Raw genomic sequence first — 18,978 nt, forward strand, 5'->3', positions numbered from 1 at the left:
GAGCGCCTTCCGCAAGCCTACACCATCGGCTAAAGCTGAAGCTCCGGCATCGTTCATAATGCATCATCGAGGCCAAATTGAGCCCCTCGCCTTCCAGCCCCCCGCCTTCGAGCCCCGCGTCATCCGGCAACCACCCCCGGCTGCTCGTCACCCGAAAGCTTCCCGCCGCCGTCGAGGCGCGCGCCCTCGGCTCATATGACGTGGAGCTGAATACCGGCGATGCCGTCATGAGCCGGGACGAGATTCTCGCCCGCGCCGCCGGCAAGGACGGGCTCCTCGTCACCGTCGCCGACAGGATCGACGGCGCGCTCATCGCCGCCCTGCCGCCGTCCATCCGCATCATCGCGAGCTTTTCGGTCGGCTACGATCATATCGACATCGAAGCCGCCGCCGCACGGGGCCTCGCCGTCACCAATACGCCGGACGTCCTGACCGACGCGACGGCGGACATCGCGCTCCTCCTCATTCTCGGCGCCGCTCGCGGCGCGGCGTCTGGCATGGCCGCTATCCGGGAGGGAAGCTGGAAGAACTGGGCGCCGACCGGCATGCTCGGAACGGATGTGGGCGGAAAGCGCCTCGGCATCCTCGGCATGGGGCGCATTGGGCGGGCGGTGGCGAAGCGGGCCCGCGCCTTCGGCATGTCGATCCATTATCACAACCGCCATCGCCTGCCGCCGGACCGGGAAGAGGACGCCATCTATCATTCCTCCGTAGAGGGCCTTTTTGCCGCCTCCGACATTCTCTCCGTTCATTGCGCATCGACGCCCGAGACGAGACGCCTCGTCAACGCGCAAACCCTCGCCCTGATGCCCGAGGGTGCAATCCTCGTGAACACGGCGCGCGGCGACATCGTCGATGATGACGCCCTGATCGCCGCCCTCGCCTCGGGCCGCCTGAGGGCGATCGGCCTCGACGTCTACAACAACGAGCCGAACATAGACCCGCGCTACCGCACCCTCCCCGACGCCTTTCTTCTCCCGCATCTCGGCAGCGCCACGCTGGAGACGCGCAATGCCATGGGCTTCCGTGCGCTCGACAATCTCGACGCATTCTTTGCAGGCCGCGAGCCGCTCGATCTCGTCACGCCGCGCTGCCGATCCCCTTCATCCGCAAGCTGAGTTTTGGCTCCCTTGCGGCAATATCCGCCGGCAGAGGGAAAAATCTGCCGGGCACGACGCCCCCTCTCGGAATCCAACCCATTGAATCTTATGGGTAATCGGTGGTGGCAAAACCCTTGCTCCATTGATCCGGCCAAACCGGGCAATGAGGGGTGAGGACACCGGTATGAGACGCGTGAAACTGGCGGACCTGGAAAGGCCGCGACAGACAGACGACACGGCACTGTCCGTGGGCGATGAGCCCACCCGGCGCTTCCGCATGGCGATGAACAATTCCCGCCTTGTCGCCGATGCCGAAAGGCTGCGCGCCCATGCGCTGAGCTATGCGGCGGAGGTGGAAGTCCGCCTCGCCGAACTCAATCAGCGCATCGCGCAGCTCGAGGCCCTTTCCGTCACCGACGATCTGACGGGGCTCCTCAACCGGCGCGGCTTCGACGACGTTCTGGCGCGCAACCTCAACAGCGCCGCCCGCCATGACGAGTGCGGCTTGCTCGCCTATATCGACCTCGACAACTTCAAGGAGGTCAACGATCTCCATGGCCATGGCATCGGCGACGAACTGCTGAGCGCCGTCGGCCGCTACCTCCAGAAGAATGTCCGCGCGACCGACTACGCCGCTCGCCTCGGCGGCGATGAATTCGCCATTCTCTTCGTTCGGGCCGAACATGCGCCTACGCGCGAGCGCGCGCGCAGCCTCATCCGCGGCCTCAACGGCATTTCGGTGAGGCATGGCCGCCAGGTCATCACCACCAGGGCCAGCCTGGGCCTTGCCTATTACGACGGCAATTCAAAGCCCGAAGAACTTCTGCAGCGCGCCGATCGCGCCATGTATGCCGACAAGAGCAAGGGCAGCCGCGCCGCGCGCATGATCATCAACGGCTGAGCGGAGCGCCTTTCGGCTGCTGCTGCGTGATGCAGTGAATGACGCCGCCGCCCACTGCGATGTCGAGGGCCGGCACCTGCACGACCTCCCGATCCGCAAACGCCTCGCCAATGATGCGCGCCGCCGCCTCGTCATTCGGATCGTCGAATGACGGCATCACGATGCCGCCATTCGCGATGTAGAAATTGATGTAAGAGGTGCAGAGCCTGCGGCCATCGCTCTGGCGCAGATTGCGCCTCGGTTGCGGCACCTCGATCACTTCGAGCTTTCGCCCGCCAGCGTCCCGCGCCGCCTCGAGCCGCGAGCGGTTCTCCTGCATGCGCGCGAAATTGGGATCGCTCCTGTCCTCAGGCATGTGGAGGAGCACCCGCCCCTTGCCCGCGAAACAGGCGATCATATCCACATGCCCGCTCGTCTCGTCATCCTCGAGCCCGCGGTCGAGCCAGACGATGCGGCTGATGCCGAGAAAGAGGGCGATGCGCTCCTCGATCTGCTGGCGCGTCAGTCCCGGATTGCGATTGTCATTGAGCAGACATTCCTCCGTGGTCAGCAAGGTGCCGTAGCCGTCAACGGAAATGGAGCCGCCCTCGAAGATCATCGGCCCGGCATAGCGCCGCATGCCGAGCTGCTCCAGCATGGCCGCGCCGACTTCGGCGTCCTGCTCATAGCCCTGATAGGCATTGCCCCAGGCGTTGAACTGCCAATGCACCCCCGCGACGCCGCCCTTGCCGTCGATGACGAAGGTGGGGCCCGTATCCCGCGCCCATGAATCGTCGATTTCAATGGGCACGATCTCGATGCCACGCCCGCATGCAAGGCGCGCCGCCGCCGCCTCATGCGGACGGCAGATCATCGCCACGGGCTCGAAACGCGAGATAGCGCGCGCTACATTCGCATAAGCCTGATAGGCATGGGGCAGATGCTCGCCCCAGACCGAGCCGCGCGAAGGCCATTGCATCCAGCAGCGCTCATGCGGCTCCCATTCCGCCGGCATGAAAAGACCGTCATCGGCAGGCGCCCGCGCGGCAAGCTTCATTTGGACCTTCCCCATTCGCCTTTACCGAAATAGGTATATCGTCTGAAGGCCACGGAGCAAATGGAGGCAGAACATGTCAGGCAGGATCGATGCGCGGCTGAAGGAACTCGGGATCACCTTGCCCAAGGCGGCGGCGCCGCTCGCCAATTATGTTCCCTGGGTTGTTACGGGCTCTCTCGTCTTCGTTTCCGGACAGGGCCCGGTGGGGCCGAACGGCATCGAATATCAGGGCAAGCTCGGCCGCGACCTCGAAGTGGCGGAGGGAGCGAAAGCCGCGCGTCTCACCGCGCTCAACGTGATCGCGCAGCTCCGCGAGGCGGTCGGCGGCGATCTCGACCGCGTGAAGCGCTGCGTGAAGCTGCTTGGTTTCGTCAATTCGACGCCCGATTTCATCCAGCAGCCCGACGTCATCAATGGCGCATCCGACGTGATCGTGGAGATTTTCGGCAATGCGGGGCGCCATGCCCGCTCGGCTGTCTCGGCGCCGAGCCTGCCCGTGGACATCGCCGTCGAGATCGAGGCCATCTTCGAGATCGAGTGAGCCGCAATGGTCTACAGGATTACCCGGCGCGGAGCACTGGCGGGTGCCTGCGCGATGGCGGCGACCTATGCCATCGCCGGCGAGCGGAACCTGCCGGGCGACGAACTCACGCGCCTCGCCTCCCGCTACAAGGGTCGGCTCGGCGTCGCCGCTCTCGACAGCGAGACCGGCCGGCGTCTCTCGTTGCGCGGCGGCGAAAGATTCGCGCTTTGCAGCACGTTCAAGTTTCTGGCCGCAGCCGCTGTTCTGCATCGCGTCGATCTCGGTACGGAGCGTCTTCATCGGCGCATCGGCTATGGCAAGGCCGACCTTCTCGACTATGCACCCGTGACCTCGCGCCATGCCGCCGAAGGCAGCATGACGCTTTCGGATCTCTGCGCGGCCGCGGTCGAATGGAGCGACAACACGGCGGGCAATCTCATTCTCGCCACGCTTGGCGGACCGGAGGGCCTGACCCGCTACCTCCGCAGTCTCGGCGATGACATCACGCGTCTCGACCGCACCGAACCGGCGCTCAACGATGTCGAGCCGAACGATCCGCGCGACACCACCACCCCGGAAGCGATGCTCGGCCTGATGCGGACGCTGCTTCTCGGCAATGCGCTCTCCGCTGCGTCCCGCGCACAGCTCCTTGCGTGGCTGCGTGGGTGCCAGACGGGCCAGCACAGGCTTGCGGCTGGCCTTCCTTCCGGCTGGCAGATCGGCGACAAGACCGGAACAGGCCCCAAGGGCGAGGCAAATGACATTGCCATCGCCCATCCGCCAGGGCGAAAGCCGCTGCTGATCGCCGCCTATTATCAAGGTGCGGACGACACCGCCGCGACGCGCAACGCGGTTCACGCCGATGTTGCGCGCGCCGTGGTTCGCGCGTTCGGCACGGCGTAGCGATCCTTTCTTGTCCGGGCCGTATGATGGCTTAGAGTCGAGGAGCTGAGTGCAACCGGAACGAAATCCATGGGCGACGCCGAGCAAGCCATCATCAAGGTCGCGCAAGCGCTCGACGAGGTCGATGCCGCCGAGTGGGATGCCTGCGCCAATCCCGCCGGCGAGCCTTACAATCCCTTCGTCTCGCACGCCTTTCTGAGCGCCCTCGAAGAGAGCGGCTCGGCGACGCGGCGCACCGGCTGGATGCCCTATCACCTGCTGCTGGAGGACGGGCAAGGCGGCCTCGCGGGCTGCATGCCGATGTACCTGAAGAGCCATAGCCGGGGCGAATATGTCTTCGATCACGGCTGGGCCGATGCCTATGAACGCGCTGGCGGCCAGTACTATCCGAAGCTGCAGGTCTCCGTGCCCTTCACCCCCGCAACGGGTCCGCGCCTCCTGACGAAGCCGGGGCCGGGCCGCGAGCCGGCGGAAGACCGGCTCATCGCCGGCGCGCTCGAGGTCGCGCGCCGCACGGGCGTCTCCTCGCTCCACTTCACTTTTCTGCCCGAACGCCAATGGCGAAAGCTCGGCGCGCGCGGGCTCCTGCAGCGCACGGACCAGCAGTTCCACTGGCACAATCACGACTATCGAAGCTTCGACGATTTCCTCGCCGATCTCTCATCGCGCAAGCGCAAGATGATCCGCAAGGAGCGCGAACGCGCGCTCGAGGCGGACATCGAGATCGAATGGGCGACGGGCGAAACCCTCACCGAAGACCATTGGGACGCCTTCTTCGCCTTCTACATGGACACAGGCAGCCGCAAATGGGGCAGCCCCTATCTCACGCGCAAATTCTTCAGTCTCATCAACGAGCGCATGCCCGAGCGCACGCTCCTCGTCATGGCGAAGCGCCGCGGGCGCTACATCGCCGGCGCGCTCAATTTCATTGGCGGCGATGCGCTCTACGGCCGCAACTGGGGTGCGATCGAGCATCATCCCTTCCTGCATTTCGAATGCTGCTACTATCAGGCGATCGACTTCGCCATTGCGCGCGGCATTCCGCGCGTCGAGGCAGGCGCGCAGGGCGAGCACAAGCTTGCACGCGGCTACCTGCCCTCCCGCACCTACAGCGCCCACTGGATCGCCAATGCTTCCTTCCGCGATGCCGTCGCCGAATATCTGAACCGCGAGCGGCTTCATGTCGAACGCGACATCGAAGTCCTTGGCGAATATTCCCCCTTCAGGCACGATCTTGCGCATGATCCGGCCTCGGCCGAAATACGAGAGGACGACTTCTGAAAATGGCTTACGACAACAACAACATCTTCGCGAAGATCATTCGCGGCGAGGCCCCGAGCTTCAAGGTGCATGAGGACGACCGGACGCTTGCCTTCATGGACGTGATGCCCCAGTCGGAAGGACACACGCTGGTGATCCCGAAATCGCCGGCCGAGAACATGTTCGATCTGTCCGCCGACGATGCCGCGAACCTGATGCGCGTAACGCAGAAGGTCGCCGTCGCCGTCAAGCGCGCGATCAAGGCGCCCGGCATCATGATCGCGCAGCTCAATGGCCCGGAGGCCGGACAGACCGTCTTTCATATCCACATGCACATCATTCCGCGCTGGCACGGCATCGACCTGAAGCTGCATGCGCGCGAGATGGCGGATTTCGAGGTGCTGAAGAAACAGGCCGAACTCATCAAGGCCGAACTGGCCCGCATCTGAAGCGAGGACCGCGCGCCCGAACAAAAAAGCCGCCGTCCTGCGACGGCGGCTTTTCTCATTCTGCGTGAGCCGCGCTCAGCCCATGTGGAAGGCACAGAGCTTGTTGCCGTCGAGGTCGCGGAAATAGGCGCCGTAGAAATTGCCGCCGCGAAGTCCGGGCGCGCCCTCGTCCTTGCCGCCCAGCGCAAGCGCCTTGGCGTGGATCTTGTCCACATTCTCGCGCGAGCCGACCGCGAGTGACACCATGTTGCCATTGCCGACGGTCGCCGGATTGCCGTCATAGGGCTTGATCACGGCGAGCATCGCGCCCTGGCCGTTCGACCAGCCGATGAAGCGGTCGCCATCGACCATGGCGCGCTTGGCGCCGAGAAGGCCGAGCAGCTCGTCATAGAAGGCGCCGGCCTTCTGCCGGTCATTGCTGCCGAGCGTCACATAGCCAATCATTGTTATTCACTCCCTGTTTCGATTGCCTTGTCTGCCTGCTACCCCGGAGCCGTCATGGCGCGAAACTCGACCGCGCCTTGATGCCCCAGTGACCGTTCTGTCGGGTCACGACATAAATCGAATCGTAGCTGCCGATGACGCTACCATCGGCCCGATAGCGCGTGAAGCGCGTGTCGAAATGGACCTTGTCCTCGCCCGCATGGATGGCTTCGCGCCGCTCCCACGCGGAATGATGCCAACCATCGCCGAGCGAGGTCTCGAAGAGGCTCGGCTTGTGCCAGCCCGGCTTGTCGATGATGACGAGATCGTTGGAAGCGAGCCTGACGCTCGGAAAATTGAAGGTGCGCTCCCACGCGGCGAGATCGCGCGCATTGAAAGCGGCCATGAAGTCGTCGAGACACTTCATGGCCGCCTTGATGCTTTCCGCATGCCCGCTCATTCGACGAGCAGCGGAACCCTGGGCGTCGAGCCGCTGTCGTCGCCGGCACCGCGCTTTTTCGGCGGCGGCGGGGTGCGTGTGACCGCTTCCTCGATGTCGAAGACGAGCGTATCGCCCTCGCCCACCTTGACCACGACATGCCCGCCCTTCAGCAGACGGCCGAAGAGAACCTCGTCCGCCAGCGGCTTCTTGATCGATTCCTGAATGACGCGGGCAAGCGGCCGCGCGCCCATCTGGTCGTCATAGCCGCGCTTGGCGAGCCAGGCATTCGCCTCCGGCGTCAGCGAGATCGTGACGTTGCGATCGGCGAGCTGGGCGTCGAGTTGCAGCACGAACTTCTCGACCACATGCGCGATGATCTCCGGCGTCAGCGGCGCGAACGGGATGACCGCATCGAGCCGGTTGCGGAACTCGGGCGTGAAGAGCCGCTTGATCGCGTCCTCGTCCTCGCCCACGCGCTTGCCGCCGCCGAAGCCGATGGCATTCTTCGCCGCCTCGGAGGCGCCCGCATTGGTCGTCATGATGAGAACGACATTGCGGAAGTCGATCTTCTTGCCGTTATGATCGGTGAGCTTGCCGTGATCCATGACCTGCAACAGGATGTTGAAAAGGTCCGGATGCGCCTTTTCGATCTCGTCGAGCAGCAGCACGCAATGCGGGTGCTGGTCGACGCCATCGGTGAGGAGCCCGCCCTGGTCGAAGCCGACATAGCCGGGCGGCGCGCCGATGAGGCGCGAGACGGTGTGCCGCTCCATATATTCCGACATGTCGAAGCGCAGCATCTCCACGCCCATGATCGAGGCGAGCTGGCGTGCGACCTCGGTCTTGCCGACGCCGGTCGGGCCCGAGAAGAGATAGGCGCCGATGGGCTTTTCCGCTTCGCGCAGGCCCGCGCGTGCAAGCTTGATCGAAGCGGCGAGCGCCTCGATCGCATTGTCCTGACCGAAGACGACGCGCTTCAGCTCCACGTCGAGATCGCGCAGCTTCTCCGTATCGGTCTTCGACACGGATTTCGGCGGAATGCGCGCCATGGTCGCGATCACATTCTCGATCTCGGCAACGCCGATGGTCTTCTTGCGGCGCGATTCCGGCAACAGCATCTGCGAGGCACCTGCCTCGTCGATGACGTCGATCGCCTTGTCCGGCAGCTTGCGGTCGTGCATGTACTTGGCCGAAAGCTCCACCGCCGACTTGATGGCGTCGTTCGTGTAGCGGACCTTGTGGAAGTCCTCGTAATAGGGCTTGAGGCCCTTGAGGATCTTGATCGAGTCCGGCACCGTCGGCTCCGCCACATCGATCTTCTGGAAGCGGCGGACAAGCGCCCGGTCCTTCTCGAAGTGCTGGCGGTATTCCTTGTAGGTGGTCGAGCCGATGCAGCGCAGCGTGCCGCTGGCGAGGGCCGGCTTCAGCAGGTTGGACGCATCCATCGCACCCCCGCTCGTCGCGCCCGCGCCGATCACCGTGTGGATCTCGTCGATGAACATGATCGCGCCGGGATAGGCCTCAAGCTCCTTGATGACGGCCTTGATGCGCTCCTCGAAATCGCCGCGATAGCGCGTGCCCGCAAGCAGCGTGCCCATGTCGAGCGAGAAGATCGTCGCGTCGAGCAGCACTTCCGGCACTTCGCCATTGACGATGCGGCGCGCGAGACCTTCCGCGATCGCCGTCTTGCCGACGCCGGGATCGCCCACGAAAAGCGGGTTGTTCTTCGAGCGGCGGCACAGGATCTGGATCGTGCGCTCGACTTCCTTCTCGCGCCCGATCAGCGGGTCGATCTTTCCCTGCCGCGCCTTCTCGTTGAGGTTGATGCAATAGGCGTCGAGCGCCTCGGTCGAGCGCTCCTTGCCCGCGCGCGCCTTATCGCGCGGTTCGCCGTCGCTCTCGCTCGCGCCGCGCACCGGCCGCGCCTCGTTCATTTCCGGACGCTTGGCGATGCCGTGGCTGATGTAGTTCACGGCGTCATAGCGCGTCATGTCCTGCTCCTGCAGGAAATAGGCGGCATGGCTCTCGCGCTCGGCGAACATGGCGACGAGGACATTGGCGCCCGTCACCTCTTCCCGGCCAGATGACTGCACATGGATGACCGCGCGCTGGATGACGCGCTGGAAGCCGGCTGTCGGCTTAGAGTCCTCGCCATCGTCGACGACCAGGCTCGAAAGCTCGTTGTCGATGTAGTTCGTCAGCTGCTGCCTGAGCACGCCGAGATCGACGTTGCAGGCGCGCATGACGGCGGCCGAATCCGGATCGTCCAGCAACGCAAGCAGAAGATGCTCGAGCGTCGCATATTCGTGATTGCGGTCATTGGCGAGCGCCAGTGCCCGATGAAGGCCTTCCTCCAGACTGCGTGAAAATGTCGGCACTTAAGACCTTTCCTTCCGCTGCTCCCAGCCCCGTGACTCAAACCTTACGCTATTCTCGCTCCATTGTGCATTGCAGCGGGTGCTGGTTCTGCCTGGCAAAATCCATCACCTGCGTCACCTTCGTTTCGGCGACCTCATAAGTGTAGAGACCGCAAACGCCCACGCCATGCTGATGGACATGGAGCATGATCCGGGTCGCGTCCTCGCGGCCCTTGTTGAAAAACCGCTCTAGCACATGAATGACGAACTCCATCGGCGTGTAGTCGTCATTCAGCAAAAGCACCTTGTACAAAGAGGGCTTCTTCGTTTTCGGCTTGGTTTTCGTGATGACGCCGGTGGACGTTCCGCTGTCGTCATCCCCTCGCCGCGTGTCGTCAGACATGCCCCATCCTTACAAAGTCACTCACACCGGCCTGCCCTCCGACACCGGCAAGCCGGTTTTTCTCAAAGTCCTGACCCGATCTCGCGCCGGAAGAAATCATGTCCCGGCGCTCCTATTACATAGGCGAATCTCGCGGATTTCAAAGCCCGATCGCGGCAATCTCTTCGGCTCGCGCCCGGCCTCGCATAATCCGCCGCGAGGCGGCCGCGCGCGACCGGCTTTCGATCCGGCCGGGGCGGCTCATCGGGCGGCGAGTGCGGCATGCCTTCCGGTGATTCTGGCCAAGCTGCGGGAATCTCGACGTTTTTCGTTCATTTTCGGCGGGCCGGGGATTCACAAATCGCATCCGAGTGGTTACAGTCAGTTTCGGGGATGAATTGCGGGCTTGACCCGCTCGCCTGGCAGGGGCGTCTGATACACGGGGTTCAACGGGCATGTTTGCGTTTGCGCTTTCGAATCCGTGGTCGATCGCGAACTCCGCTGAGGGCCGTGCGACGAGGCTCCTTCTTGCCGGACTGCTTCTGCTCGCCTGCCTCATGATCGCCGGTGGCGCCGAGGCGCGCACCAAGCACAAGAAGGCCGAGCCCTTCGTTCCGAAATCCGCCGCCTTCGTGATGGACGCCTATACCGGCCGCGTTCTCTACTCGAACAATGCCGACACGCAGTGCTATCCGGCCTCGCTCACCAAGGTCATGACGCTCTATCTGGTTTTCGAGCGCCTGCGCGACGGCCGGCTCAAGCTCGACACGCGCATGCCGGTTTCCGCCCATGCCGCCAATCAGGCGCCCTCGCGCCTTGGCCTGCGCCGCGGCGACACGATCCGCGTCGAGGATGCTATCCTCGGCCTCGTCACCAAATCCGCCAACGATGTCGCCGCCACGGTCGCCGAATATATCGGCGGCACGGAAAAGGACTTCGCCCGCATGATGACGGCGAAGGCGCGCGCGCTCGGCATGGACCGCACCCAGTACATGAACGCCTCGGGCCTGCCTAACAAGGGCCAGCTCACCACCGCCCGCGATCAGGCGACGCTTGCCCGGCGCATCCAGAAGGACTTTCCGCAATATTTCGCCTACTTCTCGACCGAGGAGTTCGAGTGGGATGGCCGCAAGATCCGCAATCACAATCGGCTGCTCGGCAAATATGCGGGCGTGAACGGCCTCAAGACCGGCTACACCGCCGCATCCGGTTTCAACCTGACCACGACGGTGATGCGCGATGACAAGTCGGTCATCGGTGTCGTGCTTGGCGGAACGACGGCGCGGGCACGCGACGCCCATATGGTCGAGATCCTCGACCGCGCGCTTCCCCGGGCCGTCGCCATGCGGGATGGCGCCGCCACGACGCGCTTCGCTGCCGTCGCCCCGGCGAAGAAGCCGGTGGGCATATCCGATCGGGAGCGCATGGCGCTCGCCTCGCTTGCCTCGGCCGACGAGCACGATCCGGATGAGGAATCCTATACGGGCACCGACCGCGTCGCGAGCCTGAGCGCCTCGCCCGCCCCGATCGTCGTTTCCGCGCCTCCGGCCATCAAGCCTGTCGCCGCCCCTGCCCCGGTCGTGGCGAAACCCATCGCCATTCCGGCCGCCGTGGCGCCTGCCGGCACACTCGCCAGTGCCCCGGTCATCGCGATGCCGGCAAAGCCTGAGCCGGTGCGTCTCGCCGCCGTACAGCCCGCCACGCAGGCCACGCCCATTCTGCCCGCGCCGCGTCCCGCCAGCGCCAACGCGAATGCCGGAGCCAGCCGCCCCGCGGCCGCGCCCATCGACAACGCCACCGCCTATGCGCTCGCTGCCCTCAAGAAGGCGGAAGGCCCCGTTCGCCAGGCGGGCCGCCAGCTCGGCAATTTCATCGTGACGCCCGCCCAGGCCAGCGAGGGCTCGCAGGCGACGCAATCGCTCGATCTCCGCCAGACCGTCGCCACGGCCGCGCCGGCGCCGAGCGGCCATGGCTGGACGGCGAGCGATCCGCTCATTCCCGAGGGAAGCTGGGTCATCCAGATTGGCGCCTTCGCCGAACAGGCAGATGCCGTCGACCGCATCCGCTCGGCCATCAAGGCCGCGCCCGAACTCAACAAGGCCGTGCCGGTCACGATCCCGGTCAAGACCGCGAACAATCGCACGCTCTATCGCTCGCGCTTCGGCGGCTTCGAGGGCGAGAAGGAAGCGCGCAATGCCTGCGGCCGCCTCGCCCGCGAGAGCATTTCCTGCATCGCCATTCCGCCCGCCAACTGGGCGATCCCGCAGGGCGGCGCCTCCCACGAGAAATCGCGCGGCTGAACGGCCTGCGCCTTCGCCCGCCCGATGCGGGGCCGGCGGCCTCTCAACCCATAGCGAGCTGACCGTCCATCGGCGCGGCGCTTTCCGCGCGGGCGGCGGGCATCGGCAATTGCAGCACATCGAGCAGCGCGCGCACCTCGGCCCTGGCCGCGACATGCGACATAGACATCTGCGCTTCGACACCCTCCTCCCTGAGATCGAGAAGCGTCAGCCCGGAGGGAAACATCTCGCGGAAAATCACGCGTTCACCAAAGCCGGGCGCAAGGCGGAAGCCGATGCGATCGGCAAGCGACTCAAGCACGCCCTCGACGCGGCGCTTGTTCTTCGCCGCCAGCGAGGAGAGGCGGTTGCGCATCACCACCCAGTCGATCTTGCCGCCATCCGCCATGACGCGGCGCTTGCGGCTTTCCCAAACCATCTCGCTGTAAACGCTCGGGCCCTTGATCTTCCAGCTTTGCGGGTCGACACGGCCAAGAAGATCGAAATCTACAAAGCTGTCATTCATCGGCGTGATGAGCGTGTCGGCCACCGCATGGCCGAGGCGGGACAGGAAGGTGTCGCTGCCGGGGCAATCAATGACGACGAAATCATTGGCGAGCGCCAGGCGCGCAAAATTCGTCTCGAAGGCCTCGCGCTCGGCTGCCTGCGCCTCGCTCACCGAATCGGCGTCCGAACGCGCAATGACCACATGATCCGGCATGACCAGATTGACGCGGTTCGCCTCCGCCCAGGCCTTGCGGTTCTCGACATAGCGCGTCAGCGAACGCTGGCGCCCATCGAGATCCATCGAGCCGACCCGCGCACCCTCATGCAGAAGCAGGGCAATGAGGTGCATGGCGCTCGTGGTCTTGCCTGAACCGCCCTTTTCATTTCCAAGCACCACGATATGAGCGGATTTCCGCTCCTGCCCGGTATCAGTCATATCCCCAGAACCCCGTCATTTGAGCCCGTCAGCGAGTGTCCGTTCGCCTCCGTCGCCCGTCAACCGCCACCATCGAGGCGATTCCCGATCAGACCCTTCTGGGAAACCGATTAGCAGCATTCGCAAAATACGACACGACTATTTCAACAATCCTGATGAAAAGCGGCCTGAATGGGTGCAGACTTTTTCACACGGGGAGTCCACGCGGTTTTCTTTGAAGGGGGGCCGCCTTCGCCATGTCGCTTATCAGCCTAAAAAGTCACGAGGAATGCATGGTCCCACGGTGAAAGCCGGAGGGGCCGAACGGCTGCGCGTCGTCTTCCCATTCTGTGATCGAACATCGGCCCGGCCGGGCCAGATGATGAAACGCAACAGGATTCATGAGGGGAAGATGGCCACGGACAAGCAACCGCCAGGCTCTGGCGACATATCGGAAGACATCAAGGTTCTGCACAGCATGGGCTATGCCCAGGAACTGCTGCGCAGCATGGGAACATTCTCGAACTTCGCGATTTCCTTTTCGATCATCTGCATTCTTTCGGGCGGCATCAATTCGCTCGCCCAGGCCACATCCGGTTCGGGCGGCATCGGCATCGGCATAGGCTGGCCGCTCGGTTGCGCGGTCTCCGGCGTCTTCGCCATCGCCATGGCGCAGATCAGTTCGGCCTACCCGACCGCCGGCGGGCTCTATCACTGGGGCTCGCTGCTCGGCAACCGCTTCACGGGCTGGGTGACCGCATGGTTCAACCTTCTCGGCCTCGTCACCGTGCTCGGCGCGATCAATGCCGGCACATGGACGTTCTTCATCGGCGCCTTCGGCACCTCGCTCGGCATCGAGAACACGCTGACGAACCAGACGATCTTCCTCGGCATCATCACCGGCGGAATGGCGCTCATCAATCACTACGGCATCGGCCTCACGGCGAAGCTCACCGACTTCTCGGGCTATCTGATCTTCGCGACCGCCGTCGTGCTCGCCGTGGTCTGCCTCGTCTTCGCGCCGTCATGGGAGTTCGCGCGGCTCTTCACGTTCCATAACTATTCGGGCGACGCGGGCGGCGGCGTGTGGCCGCAAGTCTCGAATAGCTGGGTCTTCCTCCTCGGCCTCCTGCTGCCGATCTACACGATCACCGGCTATGACGCCTCGGCCCATACGTCGGAGGAAACCGTCCGTGCCGCCCATTCCGTGCCGCGCGGCATGGTGCGCTCCGTCATCTGGTCGACCGTCTTCGGCTACATCATGCTGTGCTCCTTCGTGCTCATGATCCCCGACATGGACGAGGCGGCGAAGCAGGGCTGGAACGTCTTCTTCTGGGCGATGGATGCCCGCGTTCCCGGCGGGCTCAAGGAGGCGCTCTACCTTGCCATCTTCGTCTCGCAGCTTCTCTGCGGCCTGGCGACGGTGACATCGGCGTCGCGCATGATATTCGCCTTCTCGCGCGACGGCGGCCTGCCCTTCTCCAAGGTGCTTGCGAAAGTCTCGCCCAGATACCGCACGCCAGTGGCCGCCATCTGGACCGGCGCGACATCGGCCTTCCTTTTCGTCTGGGGCGCGTCGCTCGTCTCGATCGCCGGCACATCGGCTTACGCGATCGTGGTTTCCTGCACGGTCATCTTCCTGTTCTTCTCCTTCGTGATCCCGATCACGCTCGGTCTCTTCACTTACGGAACCTCGAAATGGCCGAAGATGGGTCCATGGAATATCGGCCGCGGGGCCTACTCGCTCGTCGCTATCCTCTCGATCATCTCGATGGTGCTCATCTTCACCATCGGCGTGCAGCCGCCGAACGATTGGGCGCTCGACATCACCGTCGGCTTCCTCATCGTCACGGCCGTCGTCTGGGTGGTGTTCGAGAACAGGCGCTTCCAGGGTCCGCCCACCGGCGAACTCGCCGCCGAACGTCTGGCGAATATCCGCGCGGCGGAAGCCGCCGTGGGCGAAACGACGCGCGTCTGATTTCCCGCGCTTGAACCATCATGATGGAGCGTCAGGCCCTGTTGCCTGACGCTCCGGCGGTTCGCGAACCGCCCAGCAGGAACAATGGAGCCCATTCGATGCCACAGCCCGCCTCCGGGAAACTCACTCTCGATCAGCTTTCCGATCTCGCCAGCGCCGGCCATATCGACACCGTCATCATGGCCATGCCCGACATGCAGGGCCGCCTCGTCGGCAAGCGCATGCAGGCCGGCTATTTTCTCGACACCGCCGTCCACGAAACGCATGCCTGCAACTATCTTCTCACCGTCGATGCCGATATGGAGCCCGTGCCCGGCTACAAGGCGGCGAGCTGGGAAAAGGGCTATGGCGATTTCGTGCTGAAGCCCGATCTCGGCACGCTGCGCCGCATTCCCTGGCTGCCGGGAACCGCGCTCGTGCTCTGCGATACGCTCGATCATCACGGCGAGGACATTCCCCATGCGCCGCGCGCCATTCTGAAACAGCAGCTCAAACGCCTCGCGAAAGCGAAAATGACAGCCATGACGGCATCGGAGCTTGAGTTCTATCTCTTCGACGACAGCTACGAGGCGGTGCATGAGAAGAACTATCGCGGCCTCAAGACCGCGAACTGGTACATCGAGGATTACCACATCCTCGGCACGACCAAGGAAGAAGGCATCATGCGCGCCATCCGCAACGGGCTCGAAGGCGCGGGCGTGCCGGTCGAGAACTCGAAGGGTGAATGGGGCCCCGGGCAGGAGGAAATCAACATCCGCTATGCCGAGGCGCTCGAAATGGCGGATCGCCACACCATCCTCAAGAACGGCATCAAGGAGATCGCGCATCTTCACGGCAAGGCGATCACCTTCATGGCCAAGTGGAACTATGCGCTGGCAGGCTCCTCCTGCCATATCCATCTGTCGTTCTGGGACGACAAGAACAAGAAGGCGCTCTTTCACGATGAGAAGAGTAAGCTCTACGGTCTCTCCGCGCTCGGCCAGCAGTTCTTAGCGGGCCAGCTCAAACATGCACGAGAGATGACCTATTTCCTCGCGCCGAACATCAATTCCTACAAGCGCTTCGTTCAGGGCACCTTCGCCCCGACCAATGTCGTCTGGTCGAACGACAACCGGACGGCCGGCTTCCGCCTCTGTGGCCATGGCAAGAGCCTGCGCGTCGAATGCCGCATCGGCGGCGCCGACCTCAATCCCTATCTCGCCTATGCCGCCCTCATCGCCGCCGGGCTCGCCGGTATCGAGGGCAAGCTCGCCCTCGAACCCGAGTTCAAGGGCGACGCCTATGCGGGCACCGGCATTCCTTCGCTGCCAAGGACACTCCGCGACGCGCTGACCGAGCTCGAGAAATCCGATACGCTACGGGCCGCGCTTGGCGACGAGGTGATCGAGCACTACCTCCATACGGGCCGCTGGGAGCAGTTCGAGTACGACCGTCGCGTGACGGACTGGGAAGTCATGAGAGGATTCGAGCGCGGATAAATGAGCGATACATTGAAAGTCGTCTCCCCGGTCGATGGGAGCATCTATGCCGAACGCACCCTGGCCACATGGCGCGAGGTCGACGGGGCGCTGAGCGAGGCGAAACAGGCGCAGGCCGCATGGAAGCGCGTGCCGCTCCATGAAAGGGCGGCGCTCTGCCTTCGCTTCGTCGAGGCTTTCGTTTCGATGAAGGACGAGATCGTTCCCGAACTCGCCTGGCAGATGGGCCGCCCCGTCGCGTTCGGCGCGGGCGAGGTGCGCGGCTTCGAGGAACGCGCGCGCTACATGGTCGCCATCGCGCCCGAGGCGCTCGCCGACATCGATGTCGGCCCCAAGGAAGGTTTCAACCGCTGGCTGCGGCGTGAGCCCCTGGGCGTCGTGCTCGCCATCGCGGCCTGGAACTATCCCTATCTCATCTCAGTGAACTGCGTCGTTCCCGCCCTCATGGCCGGAAACGCCGTGATCCTGAAACATTCCGGCCAGACGCCGCTCTGCGCGGAGCGTTTCCAGCGCGCCTTCGAGATGGCGGGCGCGCCGGACGGGCTTTTCCAGATCCTCCATATGAGCCACGAGACGACCGAACGCGCGATCGGCGACAGCCGCGTCGATTACGTCGCCTTCACCGGCTCGGTCGCAGGCGGCCATGCCGTCGTCAAGGCCGCATCCGGTCGCTTCATCGGCATCGGGCTCGAACTCGGAGGCAAGGACCCGGCCTATGTCCGGCCCGATGCGAACCTGCCCTTCGCCATCGAGAACATCGTCGATGGCGCTTTTTTCAACTCAGGCCAGTCCTGCTGCGGCAAGGAGCGCCTCTACGTCCATGCCGATGTCTATGACGAATTCGTCGACGGTTTCGTCGAACTGACGAAGAAATACAGGCTCGGCAATCCGCTCGATCCCGAAACCACGATCGGGCCCATGGTGCGCACCTCCGCTGCCTCATTCGTTCGTGGACAGATCGAAAGCGCCGTGCGCGGTGGCGCCCGGGCCCTCATCGACGAGAAGCTCTTTCCCGCCTCGAAGCCCGGCACACCCTATCTCGCGCCGCAGGTTCTCGTCGACGTCAATCACCAGATGGATGTGATGCGCGAGGAAACATTCGGCCCCGTCATAGGCATCATGAAGGTCGGCTCCGACGAGGAGGCGGTCGGGCTCATGAACGACAGTCCCTATGGGCTCACCGCCTCGGTCTGGACCGAAGACGAGGACGCCGCCATCGTCATCGGCGACAGCATCGAAACGGGCACCTTCTTCATGAACCGCTGCGACTATCTCGATCCGGCGCTCGCCTGGACGGGCGTGAAGGATACGGGCCGCGGCTGCACGCTTTCGCGCATCGGCTACGAGTACCTCACACGGCCGAAGAGCTATCACCTGCGGACAAAAACCAAATGATCGACAAGTACCCATCGCTTTCCGCCAACTGGAACTATCCGACCAAGGTCCGCTTCGGCCCCGGCCGCATCGCGGAACTCGCCGAGACCTGCCGTGCCGCCGGCATCTCGCGCCCCCTCCTCGTCACCGATCCGGGGCTGAAGCCGCTCCCCATGATCATCGAGGCGCTGCACGCGCTCGAACATGGCGGCCTGCCGAGCGCGCTCTTCGCCGATGTGCATCCGAACCCCACCGGCGCCGATGTGGAGGCGGGACTCAAATGCTTCCGCAACGGCCATCATGACGGCGTGATCGTCTATGGCGGCGGAAGCGCCATGGATGCGGGCAAGGCAATCGCCTTCATGTCCGGCCAGGCGCGTCCCATGTGGGACTATGAAGACCGCGAGGACTGGTGGACGCGGGCCGATCCGAAGGGCATCGCGCCGGTTGTCGCCGTGCCGACGACGGCGGGCACAGGCTCCGAGGTCGGTCGCGCTGCCGTCATCACCGACGAGCGCGACCACACGAAGAAGATCATCTTCCACCCGAAGATGCAGCCGGTGGAGGTCATCGCCGATCCCGAACTCACGGTGAACCTTCCGGCGCATATCACGGCGGCGACGGGCATGGATGCGCTCTCGCATAATCTCGAAGCCTTCTGCTCGCCCTTCTGGCACCCGATGGCGCAGGGCATCGCGCTCGAAGGAATGCGGCTCGTGAAGGAATGGCTTCCCGTCGCCGTGAAACAGGGAAGCAATATCGAGGCGCGCTCCTACATGCTCGCCGCATCTTCGATGGGCGCGACGGCTTTCCAGAAGGGGCTCGGCGCCATGCACTCGATGAGCCATCCCTGCTCCTCGCTGCGCGGCACACATCACGGCCTCACCAATGCGGTCGTCATGCCCTATGTGCTGATCCACAACAAATCCGCCATCGAGGAAAAGCTCGCGGCGGCGGCCCGCTATCTCGGCCTTGCGGACCAGAGCTTCAACGGCTTCGTCGATTGGGTGCTGCGGCTGCGCGAGGACATCGCCATTCCGCACACGCTGAAGGACATCGGCGTCGGCCTCGACGTCATTCCCGAAGCGGCACCCATGGCGCTCGCCGACCCTTCGACCGGCGGCAACCCGCTTCCGATGACGGTGGGCGACTACGAAACGCTCTATCAGAA

Annotated in this window: 17 protein-coding genes; 11 read left to right on the forward strand and 6 right to left on the reverse strand. The window is 64.1% G+C overall.

The features are described 5' to 3' along the window. Positions 1-77: 77 nt before the first annotated feature. Both PKA57_RS10340 and PKA57_RS10345 read left to right on the forward strand, forming a co-directional pair. Complete coding sequence (locus PKA57_RS10340; RefSeq protein ID WP_324300227.1) at positions 78-1,118, forward strand: D-glycerate dehydrogenase; 1,041 nt, start codon at positions 78-80, stop codon at positions 1,116-1,118. Positions 1,119-1,284: 166 nt separating this feature from the next. Then, positions 1,285-2,001, forward strand: coding sequence for a GGDEF domain-containing protein (locus PKA57_RS10345; protein ID WP_324300228.1), 717 nt, complete (start codon positions 1,285-1,287; stop codon positions 1,999-2,001). On the opposite strand, the gene PKA57_RS10350 is transcribed toward PKA57_RS10345, so the two are convergent. Next, positions 1,991-3,037 (reverse strand): agmatine deiminase family protein, encoded by a 1,047-nt coding sequence (locus tag PKA57_RS10350; RefSeq protein WP_324300230.1) that lies wholly within the window; start codon positions 3,035-3,037, stop codon positions 1,991-1,993. The genes PKA57_RS10345 and PKA57_RS10350 overlap by 11 nt on opposite strands. A 73-nt stretch (positions 3,038-3,110) precedes the next feature. Between PKA57_RS10350 and PKA57_RS10355 the strand changes: the two genes are divergently transcribed. The 4 genes from PKA57_RS10355 (at position 3,111) to PKA57_RS10370 (ending at position 6,172) form a co-directional block, all read left to right on the forward strand. Next, positions 3,111-3,578: a RidA family protein gene (locus PKA57_RS10355; RefSeq protein ID WP_324300232.1), complete on the forward strand. Its 468-nt coding sequence runs from the start codon at positions 3,111-3,113 to the stop codon at positions 3,576-3,578. Between the two features lie 6 nt (positions 3,579-3,584). Then, the gene (bla, locus tag PKA57_RS10360; RefSeq protein WP_324300233.1) at positions 3,585-4,463 is read left to right on the forward strand and encodes a class A beta-lactamase; all 879 of its coding nucleotides are present in this window, start codon (positions 3,585-3,587) and stop codon (positions 4,461-4,463) included. A gap of 69 nt (positions 4,464-4,532) precedes the next feature. After that, positions 4,533-5,744: a GNAT family N-acetyltransferase gene (locus PKA57_RS10365; protein WP_324300235.1), complete on the forward strand. Its 1,212-nt coding sequence runs from the start codon at positions 4,533-4,535 to the stop codon at positions 5,742-5,744. Positions 5,745-5,746: 2 nt separating this feature from the next. Then, complete coding sequence (locus PKA57_RS10370) at positions 5,747-6,172, forward strand: HIT family protein (protein ID WP_324300237.1); 426 nt, start codon at positions 5,747-5,749, stop codon at positions 6,170-6,172. A gap of 75 nt (positions 6,173-6,247) precedes the next feature. On the opposite strand, the gene PKA57_RS10375 is transcribed toward PKA57_RS10370, so the two are convergent. Genes PKA57_RS10375 through clpS form a run of 4 tightly spaced genes read right to left on the reverse strand, consistent with a single transcriptional unit; the run spans position 6,248 to position 9,797 of the window. Continuing rightward, positions 6,248-6,616 carry a VOC family protein gene (locus PKA57_RS10375; RefSeq protein ID WP_324300239.1) on the reverse strand — a complete coding sequence of 123 codons (369 nt, stop codon included), beginning with the start codon at positions 6,614-6,616 and terminating at the stop codon, positions 6,248-6,250. Positions 6,617-6,668: 52 nt separating this feature from the next. Further along, entirely contained in the window at positions 6,669-7,055 is a 387-nt protein-coding gene (locus PKA57_RS10380) for a hypothetical protein (RefSeq protein WP_324300241.1), read from the reverse strand. After that, entirely contained in the window at positions 7,052-9,415 is a 2,364-nt protein-coding gene (gene clpA, locus PKA57_RS10385; RefSeq protein ID WP_324300244.1) for an ATP-dependent Clp protease ATP-binding subunit ClpA, read from the reverse strand. Before clpA ends, PKA57_RS10380 begins: the two co-directional genes overlap by 4 nt. Positions 9,416-9,464: 49 nt before the next feature. After that, positions 9,465-9,797: an ATP-dependent Clp protease adapter ClpS gene (clpS, locus tag PKA57_RS10390; protein WP_324300246.1), complete on the reverse strand. Its 333-nt coding sequence runs from the start codon at positions 9,795-9,797 to the stop codon at positions 9,465-9,467. A gap of 434 nt (positions 9,798-10,231) precedes the next feature. Between clpS and PKA57_RS10395 the strand changes: the two genes are divergently transcribed. Further along, entirely contained in the window at positions 10,232-12,076 is a 1,845-nt protein-coding gene (locus PKA57_RS10395) for a D-alanyl-D-alanine carboxypeptidase (protein ID WP_324300248.1), read from the forward strand. Positions 12,077-12,119: 43 nt separating this feature from the next. On the opposite strand, the gene PKA57_RS10400 is transcribed toward PKA57_RS10395, so the two are convergent. Further along, on the reverse strand, positions 12,120-12,998 hold the full coding sequence (locus tag PKA57_RS10400; protein ID WP_324300250.1) for a division plane positioning ATPase MipZ: 879 nt from the start codon (positions 12,996-12,998) through the stop codon (positions 12,120-12,122). Between the two features lie 391 nt (positions 12,999-13,389). On the opposite strand from PKA57_RS10400, the gene PKA57_RS10405 reads away from it, so the two are divergent. The 4 genes from PKA57_RS10405 to PKA57_RS10420 form a co-directional block, all read left to right on the forward strand. Then, positions 13,390-14,955: an amino acid permease gene (locus tag PKA57_RS10405; protein ID WP_324300252.1), complete on the forward strand. Its 1,566-nt coding sequence runs from the start codon at positions 13,390-13,392 to the stop codon at positions 14,953-14,955. 98 nt (positions 14,956-15,053) lie between these two features. Continuing rightward, the gene (locus tag PKA57_RS10410) at positions 15,054-16,433 is read left to right on the forward strand and encodes a glutamine synthetase family protein (RefSeq protein ID WP_324300254.1); all 1,380 of its coding nucleotides are present in this window, start codon (positions 15,054-15,056) and stop codon (positions 16,431-16,433) included. Next, positions 16,434-17,828 carry an aldehyde dehydrogenase family protein gene (locus tag PKA57_RS10415; protein ID WP_324300256.1) on the forward strand — a complete coding sequence of 465 codons (1,395 nt, stop codon included), beginning with the start codon at positions 16,434-16,436 and terminating at the stop codon, positions 17,826-17,828. It abuts the gene before it with no gap. Continuing rightward, positions 17,825-18,978 (forward strand): iron-containing alcohol dehydrogenase (locus tag PKA57_RS10420; RefSeq protein WP_324300258.1); only part of this gene is annotated, 1,154 nt, incomplete at its 3' end. The genes PKA57_RS10415 and PKA57_RS10420, both read left to right, overlap by 4 nt.

Origin of the sequence: Parvibaculum sp. (assembly GCF_035325945.1) — a bacterium.
Taxonomy (GTDB): Bacteria; Pseudomonadota; Alphaproteobacteria; order Parvibaculales; family Parvibaculaceae; genus Parvibaculum.